Here is an 18,955-nt window from a genome sequence, read left to right as displayed (position 1 = left end):
GAGCGGTCACGACCGTAGACACGCGATCGGCGGAATTTCAAAGACGATCAGGGCTTCTGAGACTCATCCCACACTTTCGCCAAACCGGACATTCAGCGCGAACCATGACGTGAACTCCCGCTGTTTTTCGCGGGGTTTCCGCCCTATTCGACGCCCGTGTCCAGGGTCTGACCGGGGACGATGTCGCCCGGGTCGGCGCCGATGACGTCCTGGTTCGCGGAGTAGAGCGCACGCCATCCGCCGTCGAGCTCAAGGGAGTCGGCGATGGACACGAGCGAGTCGCCGGGCTGGACGGTGTAGGCGCTCGCCGCGCCGTCCAGGGTGTTGGCGGCGTGCCGGCCGGAGGGGGCGGTGGCGGCGCCGTCGGCCGCACCCTCGTCCGCGGTGGCGCCGCGGTGGCGGCCGGCGCCGAGGGAACCCGTGTCGACGAGGCTCCAAGAACCGGCACTCTGCCCCGAGTTGTCTGACTCGTCCGTTCCGGGGGTCGCTGTCGGCGAGCTGCCGGTCCCCTGTGAACCGCTCGCCCCGGAGCCCTCGGAGGTGCCCGGTGCGGCGGAGTCGTCCACTCCGGAGGGGGAGGAAGGGGACGAAGGGGACGACGACGGCGTATCCGTTGAGTTGCCGGCATCCGTGGAGGATTCGGCGGACGGGTCGGCGGACGCGCCCGACCCCTTCGCGGAGTCGGAGACTCCTGAGGGGTTCGACGAGCCGGACGAGCCTCTGGACAGGTCGGACAAGCCGGACGAGACAGGCGAGTCGGACGTGGCGTCCGGCACACCGGTGTCGACGCTCCCCGAGCCGGACTCCTTGCTGAGCCCGGACGTCAGCCCGCAGGTGCCCCACGCGCCGATCCCCTGGTCCGCCAGGACCTTCTGGGCGACCGCGATCTGCTGGTTGCGGCTCGCCAGATCGGGGCGCGAGGCGTAGTCGAGGCCGCCGTAGGCCTCCCAGTCCTCCTGGCTCAGGGCCAGGCCGCCGAACTCGCCGTTGCCGTCGTTGGCGCTCCAGGAGCCGCCGGTCTCGCACTCCGCCACCTTGTCCCACACCGTGCCGTCGGCGGCGCTCGCGCCGGAGGCGCCGAGCAGCGGGATGGCGATGGCCGAGCCGGTCACGCCGACCGCGACGAGGAGGGCCGGGGCCTGACGGGGGCGACGGTGACGACCGTTCCCGGAGAGCATGCGGGGGCCTTTCTCGAGACAGCAGTGCCCGCGCGACGGCTGATGCTTCCCCGCCGCGTTGACGAGTGAACGTATAGGCAGACGATCACTTGTCACAAGTTAATGCCGCGCAGATCACGTGAAGATCACAGAGTTGAGGTTCGGTCACCCTTGCTTCGCCGAACGGGCACATACGGGGCTGAACTCCACCGGCAGCGTGCGCAGCCCACGCATGATGAGCCCCCCACGCCACCTCAAGTCGGCCGGATCGGCGGCGAGTCGCAGGTCGGGCAGCCGGGTGAGCAGGGTCGCGAGGGCGGTCCGACCCTCCAGCCGGGCCAGCGGTGCGCCCAGGCAGTAGTGGATGCCGTGGCCGTAGCCGAGGTGCTGGTTGTCACGGCGGGAGAGGTCGAGGACGTCCGGGTCGGCGAAGCGCTCCGGGTCGCGGTCGGCGGCGGCCAGCACGACCAGGACGGGGTCACCGGGGGCGATGTCCTGACCGCCGAGGGTCAGCGGGCGGGTGGCGAACCGCCAGGTGGCCAGCTCCACCGGTCCGTCGTAGCGCAGGAGTTCCTCGACCCCGGACTCCAGGAGGGCGCGGTCGCCGGCGCTCAGCGCGTCCTGGAGGCGGCGACGTTCATCGGGGTGGGTGAGCAGGGCGTAGGTGCCGTTGCCGATGAGGTTGACGGTCGTCTCGAAGCCGGCGAACAGCAGGATGAAGGCCATGGCGGCGGCCTCGTTCTCGGTGAGGTGCTCGCCGTGGTCGGAGGCGCGGATGAGGCCCGAGATGAGGTCCTCGCCGGGGGCGGGTTCGGCGGGCAGGGACTCGCGCTTGCGGTGGATGAGTTCCGACAGGTAGCCGCGCATCTTCTTCACCGAGCGCGCGACACCTCCGCGCGGCCCGCCGCCGTGCCGGATCATCATTCCCGCCCAGTCGCGGAAGTCGTCCTGGTCCTCGCGGGGGACGCCGAGGAGGTCGCAGATGGCGTAGATGGGGAGCGGGAAGGCGAAGTCGTGGATGAGGTCGGCACTGCCCCGTTCGGCGAACCGGTCGATCAGCTGGTCCGTCAGTTCCTGGACGCGGGGGGTGAACTCGGCGACCCGGCGCGGCGTGAAGGCCTTGCTGACGAGCCGTCGGAGCCTGGTGTGGTCCGGCGGGTCGATGTTCAGCAGGTGCGTCATCAGCTCCGCCTTGCGCTCACCGGGAATGCCCGTCTTGCCCTTGGCGTGCGCGGGCTCGGAGTGGTGCGCGGGATTCTTGCTGAGCCGCTGGTCGGCGAGGGCCTGCTTGGCGTCGGCGTACCGGGTGACCAGCCAGGCCTCCACACCGCTGGGCAGTCGCGTGCGGTGCACGGGGGCGTGCTCGCGCAGCCACGCGTAGGCGGGGTAGGGGTCGGTGGCGAACTCCCAGGTGAAGAGTTCGGGGGCGGTGCCGTCGGGGGTGGGCTGGTCCGTCACCCCCTGACCGTATCCGCACTACTCCGCGAGCCCCTCCACACCCCGGATCGCGTCCCGGTAGGCGCGGGCCGCCGCCCGCAGCGCAGCCTCCGGGTCGACACCCTCCGCCTCCGCGCGGGCCGCGAGGGCCAGCAGCTCGTAGCCGATGCCCTCGGCGGCCGGCAGCGGTACGTCGAGACCTGCGGTGCGCACCCGTGAGGCGAGCTTCGCGGCGAGGGCCAGTCCCGGCTGGTGCAGGGGGACGCCGTCCGTGACGGACTCGCGCCGCTTCTCGGCCGCCTTGGTGCGCAGCCAGTGCTCCTTCACCTCCTCGGGCGTGGTGGCCGTGGCCTCGCCGAAGACATGGGGGTGGCGGTGGACGAGCTTGGCGACGATCGTCGCCGCCACGTCGTCGACGGAGAACGGCGACTCCTCGTCCTCCTCGGCGATCCGCGCGTGGAAGACGACCTGGAGCAGGACGTCGCCCAGCTCCTCCCTCAGCTCGTCGCGGTCGCCGTCCTCGATCGCCTCGACCAGTTCGTACGACTCCTCCACCGCGTACTTCGCCAGGCCCTTGTGGGTCTGGCGGGAGGACCACGGGCACTCGGCGCGGATGCGGTCCATGACCTGGACGAGGTCGAGGAGACGGGCGCCGGGGAGGTCGTAGGAGGCGGGCAGCAGCTCGAGCTCCGGCAGGGAGACCCGGCCGGAGCCGGCGAGACGGGCCAGGCCGTCCGTGAGCGCGGGTTCGCCCTCACCGGTCGCCACGACCACCACCGTGCGGCCCCCGACGCAGCCGGCGATCAGGTCCTCCGCCGTCGGGGAGGACTCCTCGACCGGTATCCCCGCCTCCCGCAGGTACGGCAACTGGGGGTGCGCGCCGTCCGCGCACAGGACGCGGTCGGCGGTGCGCAGCGCCTGCCAGGCGGGCCAGGACAGCAGGCCGGGCGCCACGCGGTGGCTGGTCGTGAGCAGGACGACTCGGCCTGTGGCGGACGCGGTGGGTACGGTCACATCGTTCACACCTCGAACGTAACCCACACCACGGACAGCGCGATCAGCCGTCCGGCGGGCGGGGGTGGCGTGGAGGCGCAGGGCTCGGGGGCTCGAAGGGCGAGGAGCCGGCGGACGGGGAGCCGGTGGGCGGCTCAACGACGGGCGGAGCCCCCGGTGTGCGTCACGTCCGACACCACCCGGCGGACAGGGTCACGCCGGGTGGGCGCCGGAGGGCGGGATCACGCCCGGTGGGCGCCGGGCGGCGGGGTTACCCCGGGTGGGCGCCGGACGGCGGGGTCACGCCGGTTGCCGGGAGCCCGTCGTCGTGACGTCGCGGACCCACGGGGTCTGCGCGTCGACGCGGCTGACCTTCTTCACGTCCCAGGCGCCGTAGCGCGGGTTGAGGTCGACGCCGAGGGCCGTGGACGCCTTGGACAGGGCCGCCCAGAAGGCCGGCTGGCTGGTGTCCGTGCCGAGCGCCGCGGCGAGTTTCTGGGCCTCCAGCTGGAGGTGGAGGTTCTCGTCGAGGCGCTGCGGCGGGATGCCGTACTGCTGGAGCCAGACCGTCTCCAGGCCCTTCGCGCCGCCCGCCTGCTGCTCCAGGCCGGCCCGCATCTCCTGCACCTCCCGGCGCGAGACGGTGACCCCGGCGTCCTCGGCGGCGCGGTGCAGCACCCTGTCCAGCACCATGCCGTGCAGGGTGTCGCGGGTGAGGGTGCCGGTCTGGGCGATGGCCTGCGCGTACTGGGTGTCGTCGGGGACGGCCGCGCGCTGGGCGGCGCGCACCTCGTTCACCCGGTTCTCCAGCTGCGAGACGGTGATCCGCTGGCCGCCGACGACGGCCGCGGCGCCCGGATGCGCATCGTTTCCGCAAGCGGTGAGGAGAGGGGCCGCCACGATCGCGGCGGACAGCAGGAGCGCGGTGCGACGGCGTCGGCGGTGCAAGGAAGCCTCCCGAGGAGATTGTGCGGCGGTGCACAAAGTCTTGCGGTGATCGATGGTAGGCAGTGGTGCGGCTGTGGCCAACCCATTCGACCAACGATTCACCGGGACTTCGGGCACCGCCGCGCCCTCTCGCCCCCTCGGGTCGCCGCGCGGGTCAGCCGATGATGGCGACCGGGGCGTCCCAGGCGTTGCGGTCCACGGTGATCGTGTAGCCGCCGCGGGTCTCCTTGCTGTTGACCATGTACTGGTGGCCGCGGCTGTGATCGGTGTACTGCGTGGCGCCCCACGGCCAGTCCGCGGTGGTGGTCTCCTGCTTGTCCCACAGCGCGTACCAGAGGTTGCCCGGCAGGTCCGTCCTGTTGGTCGCGGTGGCGACCGCCTTGGCGCTGGAGCTGGAGAAGCCGTAGTAGCCGGCCCGGTAGACCTTGGCGCGCAGGGTCTTGGTGAAGGAACGCACGTACGTCAGCACGGCGTCGTTGCACGCCTTGTTGGTGATGTCGTACGGCTCCATGTCGAGGTAGACGGGGCTGCCGGCCTTCATGCCGAGCGCGGCGGCCTTGGCGACCGCGTCGGCGGCGTCCTGCGCGCCCTGGGAGGCGGCTGTGGCGGCGGCGATCTTCTCGGGGCTGGAGCCGGTCTGGCAGGGCGGCTGGGCGCCGACGTAGAGCGGGATGAGCTTCCAACCGACGGAGTTGACCGACTTCACCCAGGAGGCGGTGAGGTTCGGCTGGGCGCAGCCGCGGTTCTTGCCGCCGATGTAGACGGCGGCGGCGCCGTAGTAGCCGTTGGTGCGCCAGGCCTTCATCGCGGCCAGGGAGGGCGCGGCGCAGGTGTCGAAGGCGCGGCCGGTGTACGTCTTCTGGGCGGGCCAGGTGGTGGCCGCCATGGACTGCTGTGCCGCGATCCCCGCGCCGGCGACGACGGCGGCGCCGGCCACCCCCCAGGTGATGTATCTGCGCTTTCTGGACTGCCGGTGCTCGGCCATCCCCACCCCACCCCACTCCTGATCTGTCCGTCGATGACGTTCGTACGCCGGGCCGTTCGCCTGCTCGCGTGTCCGCACGGCGCTCGAAGCGGATCGCACCGTACCCCGGGAGGGCTCTGTGAACAGAAAACGGAGGCCTCCCAAAGCCGCAAGATTCGCTCATGTCCCAGTAAAGAAAGAGGGGTCCGGCATGGACCCCCGTGCCCTACCCTTGCCCTCTGCACGATGTGGGGGGCGGGACATGACAATGGGCACGACGGGTGTGACGGCGGGGCCGGACAAGCGGCTGGAGGGCGGCTGGTTCCAGCGGCTGGCCTGGGCGGCTCTGGTGTGGGGGGCGCTGGGCCTGCTGGTGTGGGTGCCGTTCCTCTACGTGGCGATCCGGCGCGGCCGGCCCTCGGACTGGGTCGCCTTCGCGGCGTTCGCCCTGTACGAGGTCCTGACGCTGCCGTGGGCGCTGATCACGTCCGAGGGCGACGGCGACCCGTTCCTCGGCATCGCCGTACTGGTGTCGCTGGCGGTGGCGACCTGGATGCTGCTGTTCGCGGTGTTCGACAAGAAGCTGCCGACGTACCCGGCGGGAGCCGGGACCGGGCAGCCGTACCCGTATCAGCAGGGGTACCCGTACGGGCGGTAGACGAGGAGAGGCCAGGGGGCGCCCGGGGCGCGGGACACCGAAGGGCGATGAGGCCCTGGGGCGCGGCATCCGGGGGCCGCGGGACGAGAACGCACTGCGGCGGCCCGGCGTGCGGGGTCACTCGCGGACGGCCCCGGACTTCCAGACGGTGACGCTTCCGTCGTGGTTCTCCCAGACGTGTCCGTGCAGGACGCGGTCCTCGTCCCTGGCCCACTCCAAATACACGCGCTCGGCCGGGGTGGTCGCGGTGATCGACGCGCCGGCCCGGTCGGCCAGCATGATCATGACGGGCAGCACGCCGTCCAGCATCATGACGAACTGCGAGTGGGTCGTCCGACCACGCCGCTTGAGAGCCGCGTCGACGAACGCCCCGTACTCCACCGGATCGACCATCACCCAGTCGCCCGAGACGTCGTCGAGCCCGCTGGGCATCCCGAGGATGCGGGAACTCAGGGCCTCGACGCCGCCCATGAACAACTGACCGACGGCCAGAGCCGGTTCCCACACGTCCTCGTCGGTCTCCGCGAGGGTGAAGATGTAGCTCACAACGGGTGGCGCATCCACACGTTGGGCTCGACGTACACCGCGTGGTCACGCTCCGGCTCGCAGCGCACCGGCACGAGCGCGCCGGGCACCTCGACGTCCCCCTGCGTGTCGAAGGGCAGCCCCGTCCAGCGGCGCCACTCCTCCAGCGAGGCGGCCACCGTCATCGACGCCGGCGCCACCCGCGCGATGCTCGCCCCCGCCCGTGCGTGCACCCGCAGCCACGGGTCGTAGGGCAGCCCGTCCTCCCGCACCCGGTGCGCGTACTCCTCGATGGGGGTGTGCGGTTCGCGGTGCTTGGCGTTCGGGCGGACCGGGGCGACGACCTCGGCGAAGCCCCGCGCACGGGCGCTGTCCCGCATCGCCGAGAGCATGATGGCGGACAGGCCGCGGCCCTGGGCGTGCGGGGCGACGACGATCGAGATCGCGCTGACCGTGTCGGGCCGCACCCCGTTCCGCAGGTCGGCGAAGGCCCACACGAGCACCTGGTCCCAGCCCCGGGCCGGCAGCTCACCCCGGCCGTCGGCTGCGAGGGCGAACGGCACACTGTAGGCGTGCGCGAGGACCTCACCCTTGTCGTCCTCCGCGAACAGCACGTACTCCGGCAACTCGAGCGGGATCCGCCCGTAGTGCGCGTTGCCCACCGGGTCCTGTGTCGTGAATTCCGGCCAGCTGTCCGGCATCTCGAGCACGGGCCCCAGCATCTCGGGCCGCGCGGCGAGGGAGGAGATCTTCAGTTCCATGCGGCAACCGTAGGCGGCCGGTCCGTGGGCGGAAAACGGATTTCGGGGCGGTGAGCCGGCGGCCGGTTCCGGGTGATGAGCCGGGGTCCGGTCGGGTCGGCGGACCGGGCGGCGCGGGCTCGGCCGGGAAGCGGCGGACCGGGCGGCACGGGCCCGGCCAGGAGGTGGCGGACCGGGCGGCACGGGCCCGGCCAGGAGGTGGCGGACCGGGCGGCGCGGGCTCGGTCAGGAAGTGGCGGTCAGTTCGCGTGGAAGCGTTCCGGGGCCTTCGTCGGGGTGCCGCCCGTGGGGAGTTTCTGGTCGGGGCAGGACGCGAGGACCTTGTGCATCGCCGTCTTCTCCGCGGCGGTGACCCAGAGTTCGTACTTCTTCTTCACGGCGACCTGTGCCGCCACGTACGTGCAGCGGTAGGCCTTGTTGGGCGGCAGCCACGTCGCCGTGTCGCCGTCCCCCTTGGAACGGTTGGTGCTCGCGTCGACGGCCAGCAGGTTGAGGGGGTCGTTGGCGAGGGCGATCCGCTTCCCGGCGTCCCAGTACTTGGCGCCCTTCTGCCAGGCGTCGGACAGGGCGACCACGTGGTCGATGTCGACCTGGCTGCGGCCCCGCCGGAAGGTCACCTCCTTGCCGGAGTACGGATCCCGCTCCAACACCCCGTAACTCACCTTGCAGACGCCGTCGGTGAACCTCACCTCCTCCAGGTCCCGTTTGAGGATGTCGTCGCGGGTGCCGCAGTCGTTGGAGTCCGTGTCCGCCCACGGGGTGCCGAACTTGTCCCGGTCGTACCCGGTCCTGGGGGCGCGCCCCTTGACCGTCAGCGAGTCGACGGCCGCCAGGGCCGCTCCCCCGCCCGTCGTCCGGGCCGGACCGGCGGATCCGGTGCCGGTGGCCTGTTCGCCGGTGCAGCCGGTCACGGCGCACATCACCACGACGGCCACGGCCGCCCCGCCCCTCAGACGCCTCACGCGCCCCTCCCCTTGCCTGACCGCTTCCACCCGGCACAGGGCGGATTCCCCTGCCGGACCCGCCTACACCGTAGGCGAGCGGGCGGTCGGTGGCAGAGGGCGGCCAGCGGTGGCAGAGGGCGGCCAGCGGTGGCGGGTGGGGGGCGGCGGTGGCGGGTGGGGGGCGACGGGAGGTCCAGACCATAAAGGGCCTAAGTGGGCATCTGTTGTGAGCCAGGCATATCGTCGGTGTGGAGCCACCTCCGGAAGGAGTTCGGGATGGGCATCTTCGACAGGTTCAAGAGCCACCAGGGGCGAAGCAAGGCCAAGAACGTGTCCGACACCGCGGAACAGAAGGTGAACGAGAGGACCGGCAACAAGTACGAGTCCCAGGTCGACTCCGGGCAGCAGCAGATGCACCGGCGGCTCGGCATGGACGACGAGCAGCGGCCACCCGAGCAGCAGTAGCGCCGGGACCGGGAGACTCTCCACGACCGGTCGCGCGTACCGGTCGCGCATCGGAAGCCGTCCGCGACGCAGTGCACTCTCGGGCGGCTTCGCCGTGCCGTGACCGGGTGTCACACCTCTCCGAACCCCAGCGTCGACTCCGACGGCAGCAGGCCCGAGCCGATCGCCGCGACCCGGTGGTCACCGAGGAGCGAGGTGAGGCGCTCAGCGGACTCCGCGCCGAGGGCGAGCCGGGGGCGCGCCGGGGGCCGAGGGCGAGCCGGTCGGTGTCCTCCTCCTCGCGGCGGCGCAGTTCGCCGCCGGCACCGCTTCGGGGGCGGCGACCTGCCACGCCTCGCCCATGTGCACCCAGCGGGACCGCCCGCCCCGGACTCCGGTGGGGCCGCCCGCCCGGGGCTCCGGCCCCGGTGGGGCTGCGCCCCTGCACCCCGCGTCGGCCCTTGACGGGCCTCGGCCTCGAACGCCGGACGGGCTGAAGGTCCACAAGGCGCCGCTCGGCCCGAGTCGCCCCTCCTCCGCCGATACGGGCCGACGGCCTACGAGCCCAGGACAGACGTCAGGAACTCGCCGACCCAGCCCAGCAGTGCGCGTCCGAGCAGGGGCTTGCCGCCCACCTTCGCGGTTTTGGGGCGGGGGACCAGGACCTGGTGGACCGTCGGTTTGATGACGGTGCCGGGGTAGAGCCGCTTGAGGCGGAGCTCCTGCGACTCGCGCAGCTCCACGGGTGCGAAGCGGATGTTGGTGCCCTGGAGGACGATCTCGCCGACGCCGCACGCGCGCGCGAGCATGCGCAGGCCGGCCACCAGCAGCAGGTTCTCCACCGGCTCGGGCAGCTTGCCGTAGCGGTCGACGAGCTCCTCGCGCACGGCTTTGATGTCCTCCTCCGAGTTGGCGGAGGCGATGGCGCGGTAGGCCTGCAGGCGCAGCCGCTCGCCGGGGGCGTAGTCGTGTGGGACGTGCGCGTCGACGGGCAGTTCGATCTTGACCTCGAGGGGCGGCTCCTCCTCGATCTCGCCGGTCTCCAGCTGGCGCCGGTAGTCGGCGACGGCCTCGCCGACCATACGGACGTACAGGTCGAAGCCGACACCCGCGATGTGGCCGGACTGTTCCCCGCCGAGCAGGTTGCCCGCGCCGCGGATCTCGAGGTCCTTCATCGCCACGTACATGCCCGCGCCCATCTCGGTGTGCTGGGCGATGGTGGCGAGACGCTCGTGGGCGGTCTCCGTGAGGGGTTTCTCCGGCGGGTAGAGGAAGTAGGAGTAGCCGCGTTCGCGGCCTCGTCCGACCCGGCCGCGCAGCTGGTGGAGCTGGGAGAGACCGAAGGTGTCGCCCCGCTCCACGATCAGGGTGTTGGCGTTGGAGATGTCGATGCCGGACTCGACGATCGTCGTCGAGACGAGCACGTCGAACCGCTTCTCCCAGAAGTCGACGACGACCTGCTCCAGCGCCGCCTCCGACATCTGGCCGTGCGCGGTGGCGATCCTCGCCTCGGGGACGATCTCACGCAGACGGGCGGCCGCCCGGTCGATCGACTCGACCCGGTTGTGGATGTAGAAGACCTGACCCTCGCGCAGGAGTTCGCGGCGGATGGCGGCGCCGATCTGCTTCTCCTCGTACGGGCCGACGAAGGTGAGCACCGGGTGGCGCTCCTCGGGCGGTGTCGTGATCGTGGACATCTCGCGGATGCCCGTGACCGCCATCTCCAGGGTGCGCGGGATCGGCGTGGCGGACATGGTCAGGACGTCGACGTTGGCGCGCAGCTTCTTCAGCTGCTCCTTGTGCTCGACGCCGAAGCGCTGCTCCTCGTCGACGATGACCAGGCCCAGGTCCTTGAACTTCGTCTCGGACGAGAACAGGCGGTGGGTGCCGATGACGACGTCGACCGAGCCCTCGCGCAGGCCCTCGAGGACCGCCTTGGCCTCCGTGTCGGTCTGGAAGCGGGACAGTGCCCGCACGTTGACCGGGAACTGCGCGTACCGCTCGCTGAACGTCCCGAAGTGCTGCTGCACCAGCAGTGTCGTCGGGACGAGAACCGCCACCTGCTTGCCGTCCTGGACGGCCTTGAAGGCGGCGCGGACGGCGATCTCCGTCTTGCCGTAGCCGACGTCGCCGCAGATCAGCCGGTCCATGGGGACCGACTTCTCCATGTCGTCCTTGACCTCGGCGATGGTGGTGAGCTGGTCGGGCGTCTCCGCGTACGGGAAGGCGTCCTCCAGCTCCCGCTGCCAGGGGGTGTCCGCGCCGAAGGCGTGCCCGGGGGCCGCCATGCGGGCGCTGTACAGCTTGATCAGGTCGGCCGCGATCTCCTTGACGGCCTTCTTCGCGCGGGCCTTCGTCTTCGTCCAGTCGGCGCCGCCCAGCCGGTGCAGGGTGGGTGCCTCGCCGCCGACGTACTTGGTGATCTGTTCCAGCTGGTCGGTGGGGATGTAGAGGCGGTCGCCCGGCTGGCCGCGCTTGGCGGGGGCGTACTCCACGACCAGGTACTCGCGCGTGGCGCCCTGCACCGTGCGCTGCACCATCTCGATGTAGCGGCCCACGCCGTGCTGCTCGTGGACGATGTAGTCGCCCGCCTCCAGGGTGAGCGGGTCGATGGTCTTCCTGCGGCGCGCGGGCATGCGCGCGCCGTCCTTGCCGGCGGCTTTCTGACCCGACAGGTCGGTCTCCGTCAGCACGGCGAGCCGCAGCGCCGGGTCGACGAAGCCGTAGTCGATGCAGCCGCAGGCGACGTGGACGAGGGACGGGGACAGTTCGGCGAGGTCGACGTCCAGGCGGGCCGCCACGCCCTCGCCGCCGAGCACCTCGACGGTGCGGGCCGCCGGGCCGTGGCCCTCGGTGACGAAGACGACGCGCCAGCCGTCGGCCAGCCAGCCCTTGGTGTCGGCGAGCGCCTTCGCGGTGTCACCGCGGTAGGTCTCGGGGGCGTGCATGCCGAGCTGGAGGGTGTCCGCCTCCAGCTCCAGATCGGCGGCGAACGGCGACACCGACCACCACATCATGTCCAGCTCGCGCGCGCGGTCGCGGATGTCCGCCAGGGACCACAGGGAGGCCGCGCCGACGTCGATGGGGGCCTCGCCGCCGCCGGCGGTGGCCGCCCAGGACGCCTGGAGGAACTCCTGGCTCGTGGCGACGAGGTCCGCGGCACGCGTGCGGACCCGCTCGGGGTCGCAGACGACGGCCATGGCGCCCTTGGGCAGGACGTCGATCAGCAGCTCCATGTCGTCGACGAGGACGGGCGCGAGGGACTCCATGCCCTCCACGGCGATGCCCTCGGCGATCTTGCCGAGCAGTTCGCCGAGCTCGGGGTGCTGCTCGGCGAGGGCACGCGCGCGGGAGCGGACGTCGTCGGTGAGGAGCAGTTCGCGGCAGGGCGGGGCCCACAGGCCGTGTTCGGCGACCTCGAGGGAGCGCTGGTCGGCGACCTTGAAGTAGCGGATCTCCTCGACGTCGTCGCCCCAGAACTCGATGCGCAGGGGGTGTTCCTCGGTGGGCGGGAACACGTCGAGGATGCCGCCGCGGACGGCGAACTCGCCGCGCTTCTCGACGAGCTCCACGCGCGCGTACGCGGCGGCGGCGAGGGCCTCGACGATCTCGTTCAGATCGGCGGTCTGACCGCTTCTCAGGGCCACCGGTTCCAGGTCGCCGAGGCCCTTGACCTGCGGTTGGAGCACCGAGCGGACGGGGGCCACGACGACGGAGACCGGGCCGGTCTCCGGGTCGTCGGGGCGGGGGTGGGCCAGGCGGCGCAGGACGGCGAGGCGGCGGCCGACGGTGTCGCTGCGGGGGCTGAGGCGTTCGTGCGGGAGGGTCTCCCAGGAGGGGTACTCCACGACGCCGTCCGGGGGCAGCAGGGAGCGCAGGGCCGCGGCGAGGTCCTCGGCCTCGCGGCCGGTGGCCGTCACCGCCAGGACCGGGCGGCCGCTCTCGCGGGCGAGGGCGGCGATCGCGAAGGGGCGGGCCGCCGGGGGGCCGACGAGGTCGACGTGCATGCGGTTGCCGTCGGCTGCCGCCGGGATCGCTTCCGCGAGGGCGGTGTCCTTGACTACGGCGTCGAGCAGACCGTGCAGGCTCATTCGGGGGCGGCTTTCGTCCGGGGGGTGGGCTTCGGGGGGTCTGGGGCTGGTCTGGCCGGGCTCGGGTCGGGTCCGGCCGGCTCTTGCGGGCCGTTGGCCGACTTTTGCGGACCTTGCGACCGACTCTTACGGGCTTGGCTGGCTTGTGGCGGCTTGCTGGCTCTTGGTGGCTTTGCTGCTTCTTGCGGGTTTTGCTGGCTTTGCTGGCCCTTTCGGGCTCTGCGGGCTTTGGGCATCGCGAAGTGCCCGACACGCGGGGCGGGCCGGGGGTGCGTCCAGCCTACGACGACGTGGTCGTGGTCGGCGGGGGCTGTGGACAACCGCGGGGGTGGTGTGGCCGGTGTCGACGGGGTCGGGGGGCGCGGCCGGGGTGTGCGGGGAGGCGGTTCAGCTCCCGTCGCCCCTACCCTTCCCGCCCCCGGGGACTCCGTCCCCTCGACCCCGGCGGGGCTTCGCCCCGGACCCACCACCCTCCCCCTCCCGAACGCCGCACACCCCACCCCGGTCCCCCCGTCGGCGACCGGGGAAAACCGCGGCGCCGAAGAGTCCCCCAAGACTCTTCGGCGCCGGGCGCCCCCGTCCCGCCCCCGGTTCGGGACGGGGGGGGGTCGGGTCAGTCTGTCGCGATGGCGTTCAGGACGTTCATGCGGCCTGCGCGGAACGCCGGGATCAGGGCTGCGAACAGGCCCACGAAGGCCGAGGCGATGAAGACCGTGATGATCGTCGGCCAGGGGATGTCGAGGACCTTCAGGCCCTCCAGGGCGAGGAGCTGCTGGGCGGTCGCGCCCCAGCCCATGCCCAGGCCGAGGCCGAGGAGGGCGCCGAAGAGGGCGATGACCACCGACTCCATGCGGATCATGCGGCGCAGCTGACGGCGTGACATGCCGATCGCGCGCATCAGGCCGATCTCGCGGGTGCGTTCCACGACGGACAGGGCGAGGGTGTTGACGACGCCGAGGACGGCGACGACGATCGCGAGCGCCAGGAGACCGTAGATCAGGTTCAGCATCTGACCGATCTGGTCCTTCAGGGCTTCCTTGTAGTCGGTCTGGTCGCGGACGACGTACTGCGGGTAGTCGTGCAGCGACGCCTTGAGCGCCGTGTAGGCGGCGTCCTGCTGTCCGTCCTTCGCGGCGGCCAGGACCATGGCGTCCAGCGGCATCCGCTCGGCCGGCACGTGCCGGGCGACGGTCGCGATGGAGGCGTACATGGCGCCCTTGTCGATGACGACGTCGTCGCTGGTGATGGCGCGGACGGTGAGGGAGGCGGTGCCGCCGTCCTTGAAGGCCACGTCGACCTTCGAGCCGATCTTCAGGCCGTGCTCCTCGGCGAAGCCCTCGAAGACGGACATCGAGTCGGGCCGGTAGGCGGCGGCGAGGTCGCCCGCCACGGTCTCGGTGCGCAGGTCCGTGACGTACGTCGGGTCGGTCGCGTTGATCGTCTCGTTCTTGGAGGTCTTGCCGTCGGGGGTGGTGAGGTGGGCCTCGAGCAGCTTGTACTCGGTGACCCGCTCCAGGCCGGGCGTCTTCTTGACGGCCTGGACGGCCTGCGGGGTCATCAGCTGCGTGTTGTCGCTCTGGATGATGAAGTCCGTGCCGACGCTCTTGTCGAGCTGGTCGGTGGCGGAGGCGACCATGGAGGAGCCGACCACCGACAGGCAGGCGACCAGGGCGAGGCCGATCATCAGGGCGGCGCCGGTGGCGCCGGTGCGGCGCGGGTTGCGCAGGGCGTTGCGTTCGGCCATGCGGCCGACCGGGCCGAAGGCGCGCAGCAGGAGGGCGCCGAGGACGCGGACCACCGCGCCGGCCAGCAGCGGGCCGATGACGACGAACCCGATCAGGGACAGCACCACGCCCAGGCCGAGCCACAGGGAGCCCTCGCTCGCCTTGTCGGCGGCGGTGGCCAGGTAGAGGCCGCAGACGCCGGCGCCGGTGAGCAGGGCGCCGAGCACGGCCCGTACGACACCGGCCTTGGCGTCGGCGGGGGCGCCGGCGTCGCGCAGGGCGGCCATCGGGGAGACCTTGCCGGCGCGGCGGGCGGGCAGGTAGGCGGCGAGGACGGTGACGACGACGCCGAGGACCATGCCGGTCACGGGGGTCGTCCAGGCGACCGTGAGGTCGTCGGTGGACAGGTTCATGCCGGTCATGCCCATGAGCTTCATGAGGCCGACGGCGATGCCGACGCCCGCGCCGACGCCGAGGACGGAGCCGACGACCCCGAGGAGCAGCGCCTCGGCGAGGACGGAGCGGTTGACCTGCTTGCGGCTGGAGCCGATGGCCCGCATGAGGCCGATCTCGCGGGTGCGCTGGGCGACCAGCATCGAGAAGGTGTTGATGATCAGGAAGATGCCGACGAGGAAGGCGATCCCGGCGAAGCCGAGCATCGCGTACTTCATGACGTTCAGGAACTCGCCGACTTCCTTGCGGTTGGCGTCGGCGGTCTCCTTGGCGGTCTGCACCTTGTAGTCGCCGCCGACGACGGCGGTGACGTTCTGCTTGAGCTGCGCGTCGGTGACGCCGGCCGCGGCGTTGACGTTGACGTTGGTGTAGACGTCCGGCTGCCCGACCAGGGTCTGCTGGGCGGTCCTCAGGTCGAGGTAGAAGATCGCGGCGCCGGGGTTGGTGACCTGGAAGGCGGCGAAGCCGGAGATCCGCGCGGTGTGGGTGCCGACGGCGGTGATGACGCCGATGCTGTCGCCGAGCTCGAGGTGGTGTTTGTCGGCGGTGTCGGCGTCGACCATGACCTGGCCGGATCCGCGGGGCGCGACGCCCTCCGTGATCTTCATGGTGCGGGCGTCCTGGCTGTTCCAGCTGCCGACGACGGTCGGGGCGCCGCTGGAGGGCGACAGGTTGTCCTTGTCGGCGTCCACGACGGTCACGGAGGTCGAGAAGACGGTCCCCTCCACCGACTTCACGCCGTCCGCCTCGCGGATCTTGCCGAGGACGGCGGCCGGCATGACCGGCGGCTTGCCGTTGCCGGAGATGGTCTCCCCGGTGTCCGAGGCGCCCTTCGCGCTCACCGTCACATCGGAGGAGGTGGCGGCGAACAGCTTGTCGAAGGTGGTGTTCATGGTGTCGGTGAAGACGAGCGTGCCGCAGACGAACGCCACCGACAGCAGGACCGCCACGGCCGAGAGGGCCATGCGTCCCTTGTGCGCGAAGAAGTTGCGCATCGAGGTCTTCATGACGGTCATGACGTACGCCCCCGCGCGTCGAAGTCCTTCATGCGGTCCAGGACCTGCTCGGCGGTCGGCTGGTGCATCTCGTCGACGATCCGGCCGTCGGCGAGGTAGAGGACGCGGTCGGCGTAGGAGGCGGCGACCGGGTCGTGGGTGACCATCACGATCGTCTGGCCGAGCTCGTCGACGGAGCGGCGCAGGAAGCCCAGCACCTCGGCGCCGGCGCGCGAGTCGAGGTTTCCGGTCGGCTCGTCCCCGAAGATGATCTCGGGGCGGGCGGCGAGGGCGCGGGCGACGGCGACGCGCTGCTGCTGGCCGCCGGAGAGCTGGGTGGGCCGGTGCCTGAGCCGTTCGGCGAGGCCGACGGTCTCCACGACCCGGTCCAGCCACGCCTTGTCGGGCTTGCGGCCGGCGATGTCCATGGGCAGGGTGATGTTCTCGATCGCGTTCAGCGTCGGCAGCAGGTTGTACGCCTGGAAGATGAAGCCGATCCGGTCCCGGCGCAGCTGGGTCAGCTTCTTGTCCTTCAGGCCCGTGATCTCGGTCTCGTCCAGGTAGATCTGCCCGGACGTGACGGTGTCGAGACCGGCGAGGCAGTGCATCAGCGTGGACTTGCCGGACCCCGAGGGGCCCATGATCGCGGTGAACCGGCCACGGGCGATGTCCACGTCGACGTGGTCGAGAGCGACGACCCGGGTCTCCCCGGATCCGTACGCCTTGACGACCTGGCGCGCTCGCGCGGCGACGGCCGTACGCCCTCCAGTGCCCCCGTGCCTGGGAATGGTCACAGCCGAAGTCACGGTATGTCTCCTATGTCAGCAGTAAGGGAAGAGCTGCCGGATGTGCGGGAAAGGCAGCGCTCGGCTCTACGTCGATGAGTCTGTCGGTGCCGACGGGTCCCGCGCGCTGGTGCTCGGGCCCGTCTTCGCCGGGGGATAACCCCCCTGTCGGCGAGGGGGGTGGCCGTCCCCCGCCCCCGATCGACGGCGTAAAGCCAGGTTAAGGAGCGGCCCTGGCCGTCTCGTCCTCCGTCGGTACGAACCCTCCCCGACCCGTAGTACCGAGGTCCCCCTAGGGGCAGTCCGCCGACGGGTGGAGTGCGTCTCAGGGTCGCCTCCACCCTCCGGCCCACTGAGCCTCCACCCTCCCGTCGCGTCAGGCGCAAGGGGTCCTTGCACTGTGAGCGCCTGATCAGGCCGCGCGGCCCGGTGCCGTGCCGCGCAAGGCGCCGCGAGGTGCGGTGCCAGGCCGCGCGGCCCGGGCGGGCACAGTGCAAGGACCCCTCAAGTGGCAAGCTGTCGGCAGCCGAAAGCTGCAAGGGGCACGGGAACCGCGGAAGCATGGGCAGGGGGCATCAGGTGGGCGACGCGAGACCCGCGGCGCGGGAGGCCGCACGGCACCCGGCCACCGACCGGCGGACCGCGGTCGTCGCCGCGCTGATGCTCTCCATGGGGCTGGCCGCCCTGGACTCCACCGTCGTCTCCACCGCCGTCCCGCAGATCGTCGGCGACCTCGGCGGGTTCTCCGTCTTCTCCTGGCTGTTCTCCGGCTACCTCCTCGCGGTGACGGTCACCCTGCCCGTCTACGGCAAGCTCTCCGACACCTTCGGCCGCAAGCCGGTACTGGTGGCCGGCGCGGCCCTGTTCCTGCTGGGCTCGCTGTTGTGCGCACTCGCCTGGAACATGGGTGCGCTGATCGCGTTCCGCGTCCTGCAGGGCCTGGGCGGAGGGGCGTTGCAGGGCACGGTGCAGACGCTCGCCGCCGACCTCTACCCCCTGGAGGAGCGCCCGAAGATCCAGTCGAAGCTGTCCACGGTGTGGGCGGTGTCCGCCGTCGCCGGGCCCGGCGTGGGCGGGCTGCTCGCCGCCTACGCCGACTGGCGGTGGATCTTCCTGGTCAACCTGCCCGTCGGGGCGGTGGCGTTGTGGCTGATCGTGCGTCACCTGCACGAGCCGCTGCGGGAGTCACGCCCTCGCGCGCGCGTGGACTGGGCGGGGGCGCTGGCGGTGTTCGCCTGCGGCGGGGTGCTGCTGACCGCGCTGGTGCAGGGCGGGGTGGCCTGGCCGTGGCTGTCGCGGCCGTCGCTCGCCCTGTTCGGCACGGGGCTCGCGCTGGCGGTGGTGGTGGTGCTGGTGGAGCGCCGGGCGGCCGAGCCGATCATCCCCGGCTGGGTCTGGCGCCGTCGGACGATCGCCGCGGTCAACCTCGCCCTGGGCGCGCTGGGCCTGGTCATGGTGGCACCCACGGTGTTCCTGCCGACGTACGCGCAGTCGGTGCTGGAACTCGACCCGGTCACCGCCGGGTTCGTGCTGTCGGTGTGGACGCTGAGCTGGCCGCTGTCGGCCGCCCTCAGCCAGCACGTCTACCGGCGCATCGGCTTCCGCGACACCGCGCTCCTCGGCATCGGCGCGGCCACGCTGGTGCTGCTGGCCTTTCCGTTCCTGCCGTATCCCGGCGCCGCCTGGCAGCCGACGGTGCTGATGCTCCTGCTGGGCGCCGCCCTGGGGCTCTTCCAGCTCCCGCTCCTGGTCGGCGTGCAGTCCACGGTCGGCTGGTCGGAGCGCGGCACGACGACCGCGTCCGTCCTGTTCTGCCGCCAGACCGGCCAGACCGTCGGCGCGGCGGTGTTCGGCGCGGTCGCCAACGGGGTGCTGGCCGCACGGCTCGGCGGCGCCGGCGACCTGGACTCCGTCACCCGCGCCCTGGACGGGGGCGCCGTCCCGGAGACGACCCGCCGGGCGCTCGCGGACGCGGTGCACGCGGTGTACCTGGGCGCCTCCTGCGCGGCGGCGGTGGCCTTCCTGGTGCTGTTGTGCGTGGCGCCCCGGCGGTTTCCGGTACTGAAGGAGTAAGGA

At 71.8% G+C, this 18,955-nt stretch carries 14 protein-coding genes; 3 read left to right on the top strand and 11 right to left on the bottom strand.

What is annotated here, in order from left to right:
• Positions 1 to 143 precede the first annotated feature (143 nt).
• From ACZ4YY_RS23755 to ACZ4YY_RS23735, 5 genes are all read right to left on the bottom strand, one after another.
• The gene (locus ACZ4YY_RS23755) at positions 144 to 1,178 is read right to left on the bottom strand and encodes a transglycosylase family protein (RefSeq protein WP_468293551.1); all 1,035 of its coding nucleotides are present in this window, start codon (positions 1,176 to 1,178) and stop codon (positions 144 to 146) included.
• Between the two features lie 144 nt (positions 1,179 to 1,322).
• Positions 1,323 to 2,615: a cytochrome P450 family protein gene (locus tag ACZ4YY_RS23750; protein ID WP_468293548.1), complete on the bottom strand. Its 1,293-nt coding sequence runs from the start codon at positions 2,613 to 2,615 to the stop codon at positions 1,323 to 1,325.
• A gap of 18 nt (positions 2,616 to 2,633) precedes the next feature.
• Positions 2,634 to 3,617, bottom strand: a complete 984-nt coding sequence (locus ACZ4YY_RS23745; RefSeq protein WP_468293546.1) for a nucleoside triphosphate pyrophosphohydrolase — start codon at positions 3,615 to 3,617, stop codon at positions 2,634 to 2,636.
• Positions 3,618 to 3,887: 270 nt separating this feature from the next.
• Positions 3,888 to 4,535 carry a SurA N-terminal domain-containing protein gene (locus ACZ4YY_RS23740; protein WP_468293544.1) on the bottom strand — a complete coding sequence of 216 codons (648 nt, stop codon included), beginning with the start codon at positions 4,533 to 4,535 and terminating at the stop codon, positions 3,888 to 3,890.
• Between the two features lie 154 nt (positions 4,536 to 4,689).
• Positions 4,690 to 5,520: a glycoside hydrolase domain-containing protein gene (locus tag ACZ4YY_RS23735; protein ID WP_468293541.1), complete on the bottom strand. Its 831-nt coding sequence runs from the start codon at positions 5,518 to 5,520 to the stop codon at positions 4,690 to 4,692.
• Positions 5,521 to 5,761: 241 nt separating this feature from the next.
• On the opposite strand from ACZ4YY_RS23735, the gene ACZ4YY_RS23730 reads away from it, so the two are divergent.
• A complete protein-coding gene (locus ACZ4YY_RS23730) occupies positions 5,762 to 6,157 on the top strand; it encodes a hypothetical protein (protein ID WP_468293538.1) in 396 nt (131 codons plus the stop codon).
• 117 nt (positions 6,158 to 6,274) lie between these two features.
• Here the strand turns inward: ACZ4YY_RS23730 and ACZ4YY_RS23725 are convergent, their stop codons facing one another.
• The 3 genes from ACZ4YY_RS23725 to ACZ4YY_RS23715 all read right to left on the bottom strand — a co-directional run bounded on the left by ACZ4YY_RS23725 (position 6,275) and on the right by ACZ4YY_RS23715 (position 8,405).
• Positions 6,275 to 6,703 carry a DUF6086 family protein gene (locus ACZ4YY_RS23725; RefSeq protein ID WP_468293535.1) on the bottom strand — a complete coding sequence of 143 codons (429 nt, stop codon included), beginning with the start codon at positions 6,701 to 6,703 and terminating at the stop codon, positions 6,275 to 6,277.
• Positions 6,700 to 7,443 (bottom strand): GNAT family N-acetyltransferase, encoded by a 744-nt coding sequence (locus tag ACZ4YY_RS23720; protein WP_468293532.1) that lies wholly within the window; start codon positions 7,441 to 7,443, stop codon positions 6,700 to 6,702. The genes ACZ4YY_RS23725 and ACZ4YY_RS23720 overlap by 4 nt, the downstream gene beginning before the upstream one ends.
• A 239-nt stretch (positions 7,444 to 7,682) precedes the next feature.
• Positions 7,683 to 8,405, bottom strand: coding sequence for an HNH endonuclease family protein (locus ACZ4YY_RS23715; protein ID WP_468293529.1), 723 nt, complete (start codon positions 8,403 to 8,405; stop codon positions 7,683 to 7,685).
• A gap of 258 nt (positions 8,406 to 8,663) precedes the next feature.
• Here ACZ4YY_RS23715 and ACZ4YY_RS23710 point away from each other — a divergent pair, with 258 nt between their 5' ends.
• A complete protein-coding gene (locus ACZ4YY_RS23710) occupies positions 8,664 to 8,852 on the top strand; it encodes an antitoxin (RefSeq protein WP_468293526.1) in 189 nt (62 codons plus the stop codon).
• Between the two features lie 536 nt (positions 8,853 to 9,388).
• Here the strand turns inward: ACZ4YY_RS23710 and mfd are convergent.
• From mfd to ACZ4YY_RS23695, 3 genes are all read right to left on the bottom strand, one after another.
• Positions 9,389 to 12,922, bottom strand: a complete 3,534-nt coding sequence (gene mfd, locus ACZ4YY_RS23705) for a transcription-repair coupling factor (protein ID WP_468293524.1) — start codon at positions 12,920 to 12,922, stop codon at positions 9,389 to 9,391.
• Positions 12,923 to 13,535: 613 nt separating this feature from the next.
• Complete coding sequence (locus ACZ4YY_RS23700) at positions 13,536 to 16,115, bottom strand: ABC transporter permease (protein ID WP_468293521.1); 2,580 nt, start codon at positions 16,113 to 16,115, stop codon at positions 13,536 to 13,538.
• Positions 16,112 to 16,900: an ABC transporter ATP-binding protein gene (locus tag ACZ4YY_RS23695; RefSeq protein ID WP_468293518.1), complete on the bottom strand. Its 789-nt coding sequence runs from the start codon at positions 16,898 to 16,900 to the stop codon at positions 16,112 to 16,114. Before ACZ4YY_RS23695 ends, ACZ4YY_RS23700 begins: the two co-directional genes overlap by 4 nt.
• 558 nt (positions 16,901 to 17,458) lie before the next feature.
• Here ACZ4YY_RS23695 and ACZ4YY_RS23690 point away from each other — a divergent pair.
• A complete protein-coding gene (locus ACZ4YY_RS23690) occupies positions 17,459 to 18,952 on the top strand; it encodes an MFS transporter (RefSeq protein WP_468293515.1) in 1,494 nt (497 codons plus the stop codon).
• Positions 18,953 to 18,955 lie beyond the last annotated feature (3 nt).

Source organism: Streptomyces sp. NPDC030143, from assembly GCF_055573695.1.
Note: the sequence above shows the minus strand (reverse complement) of the source record. Positions and strands in the feature narration are given on the sequence as shown.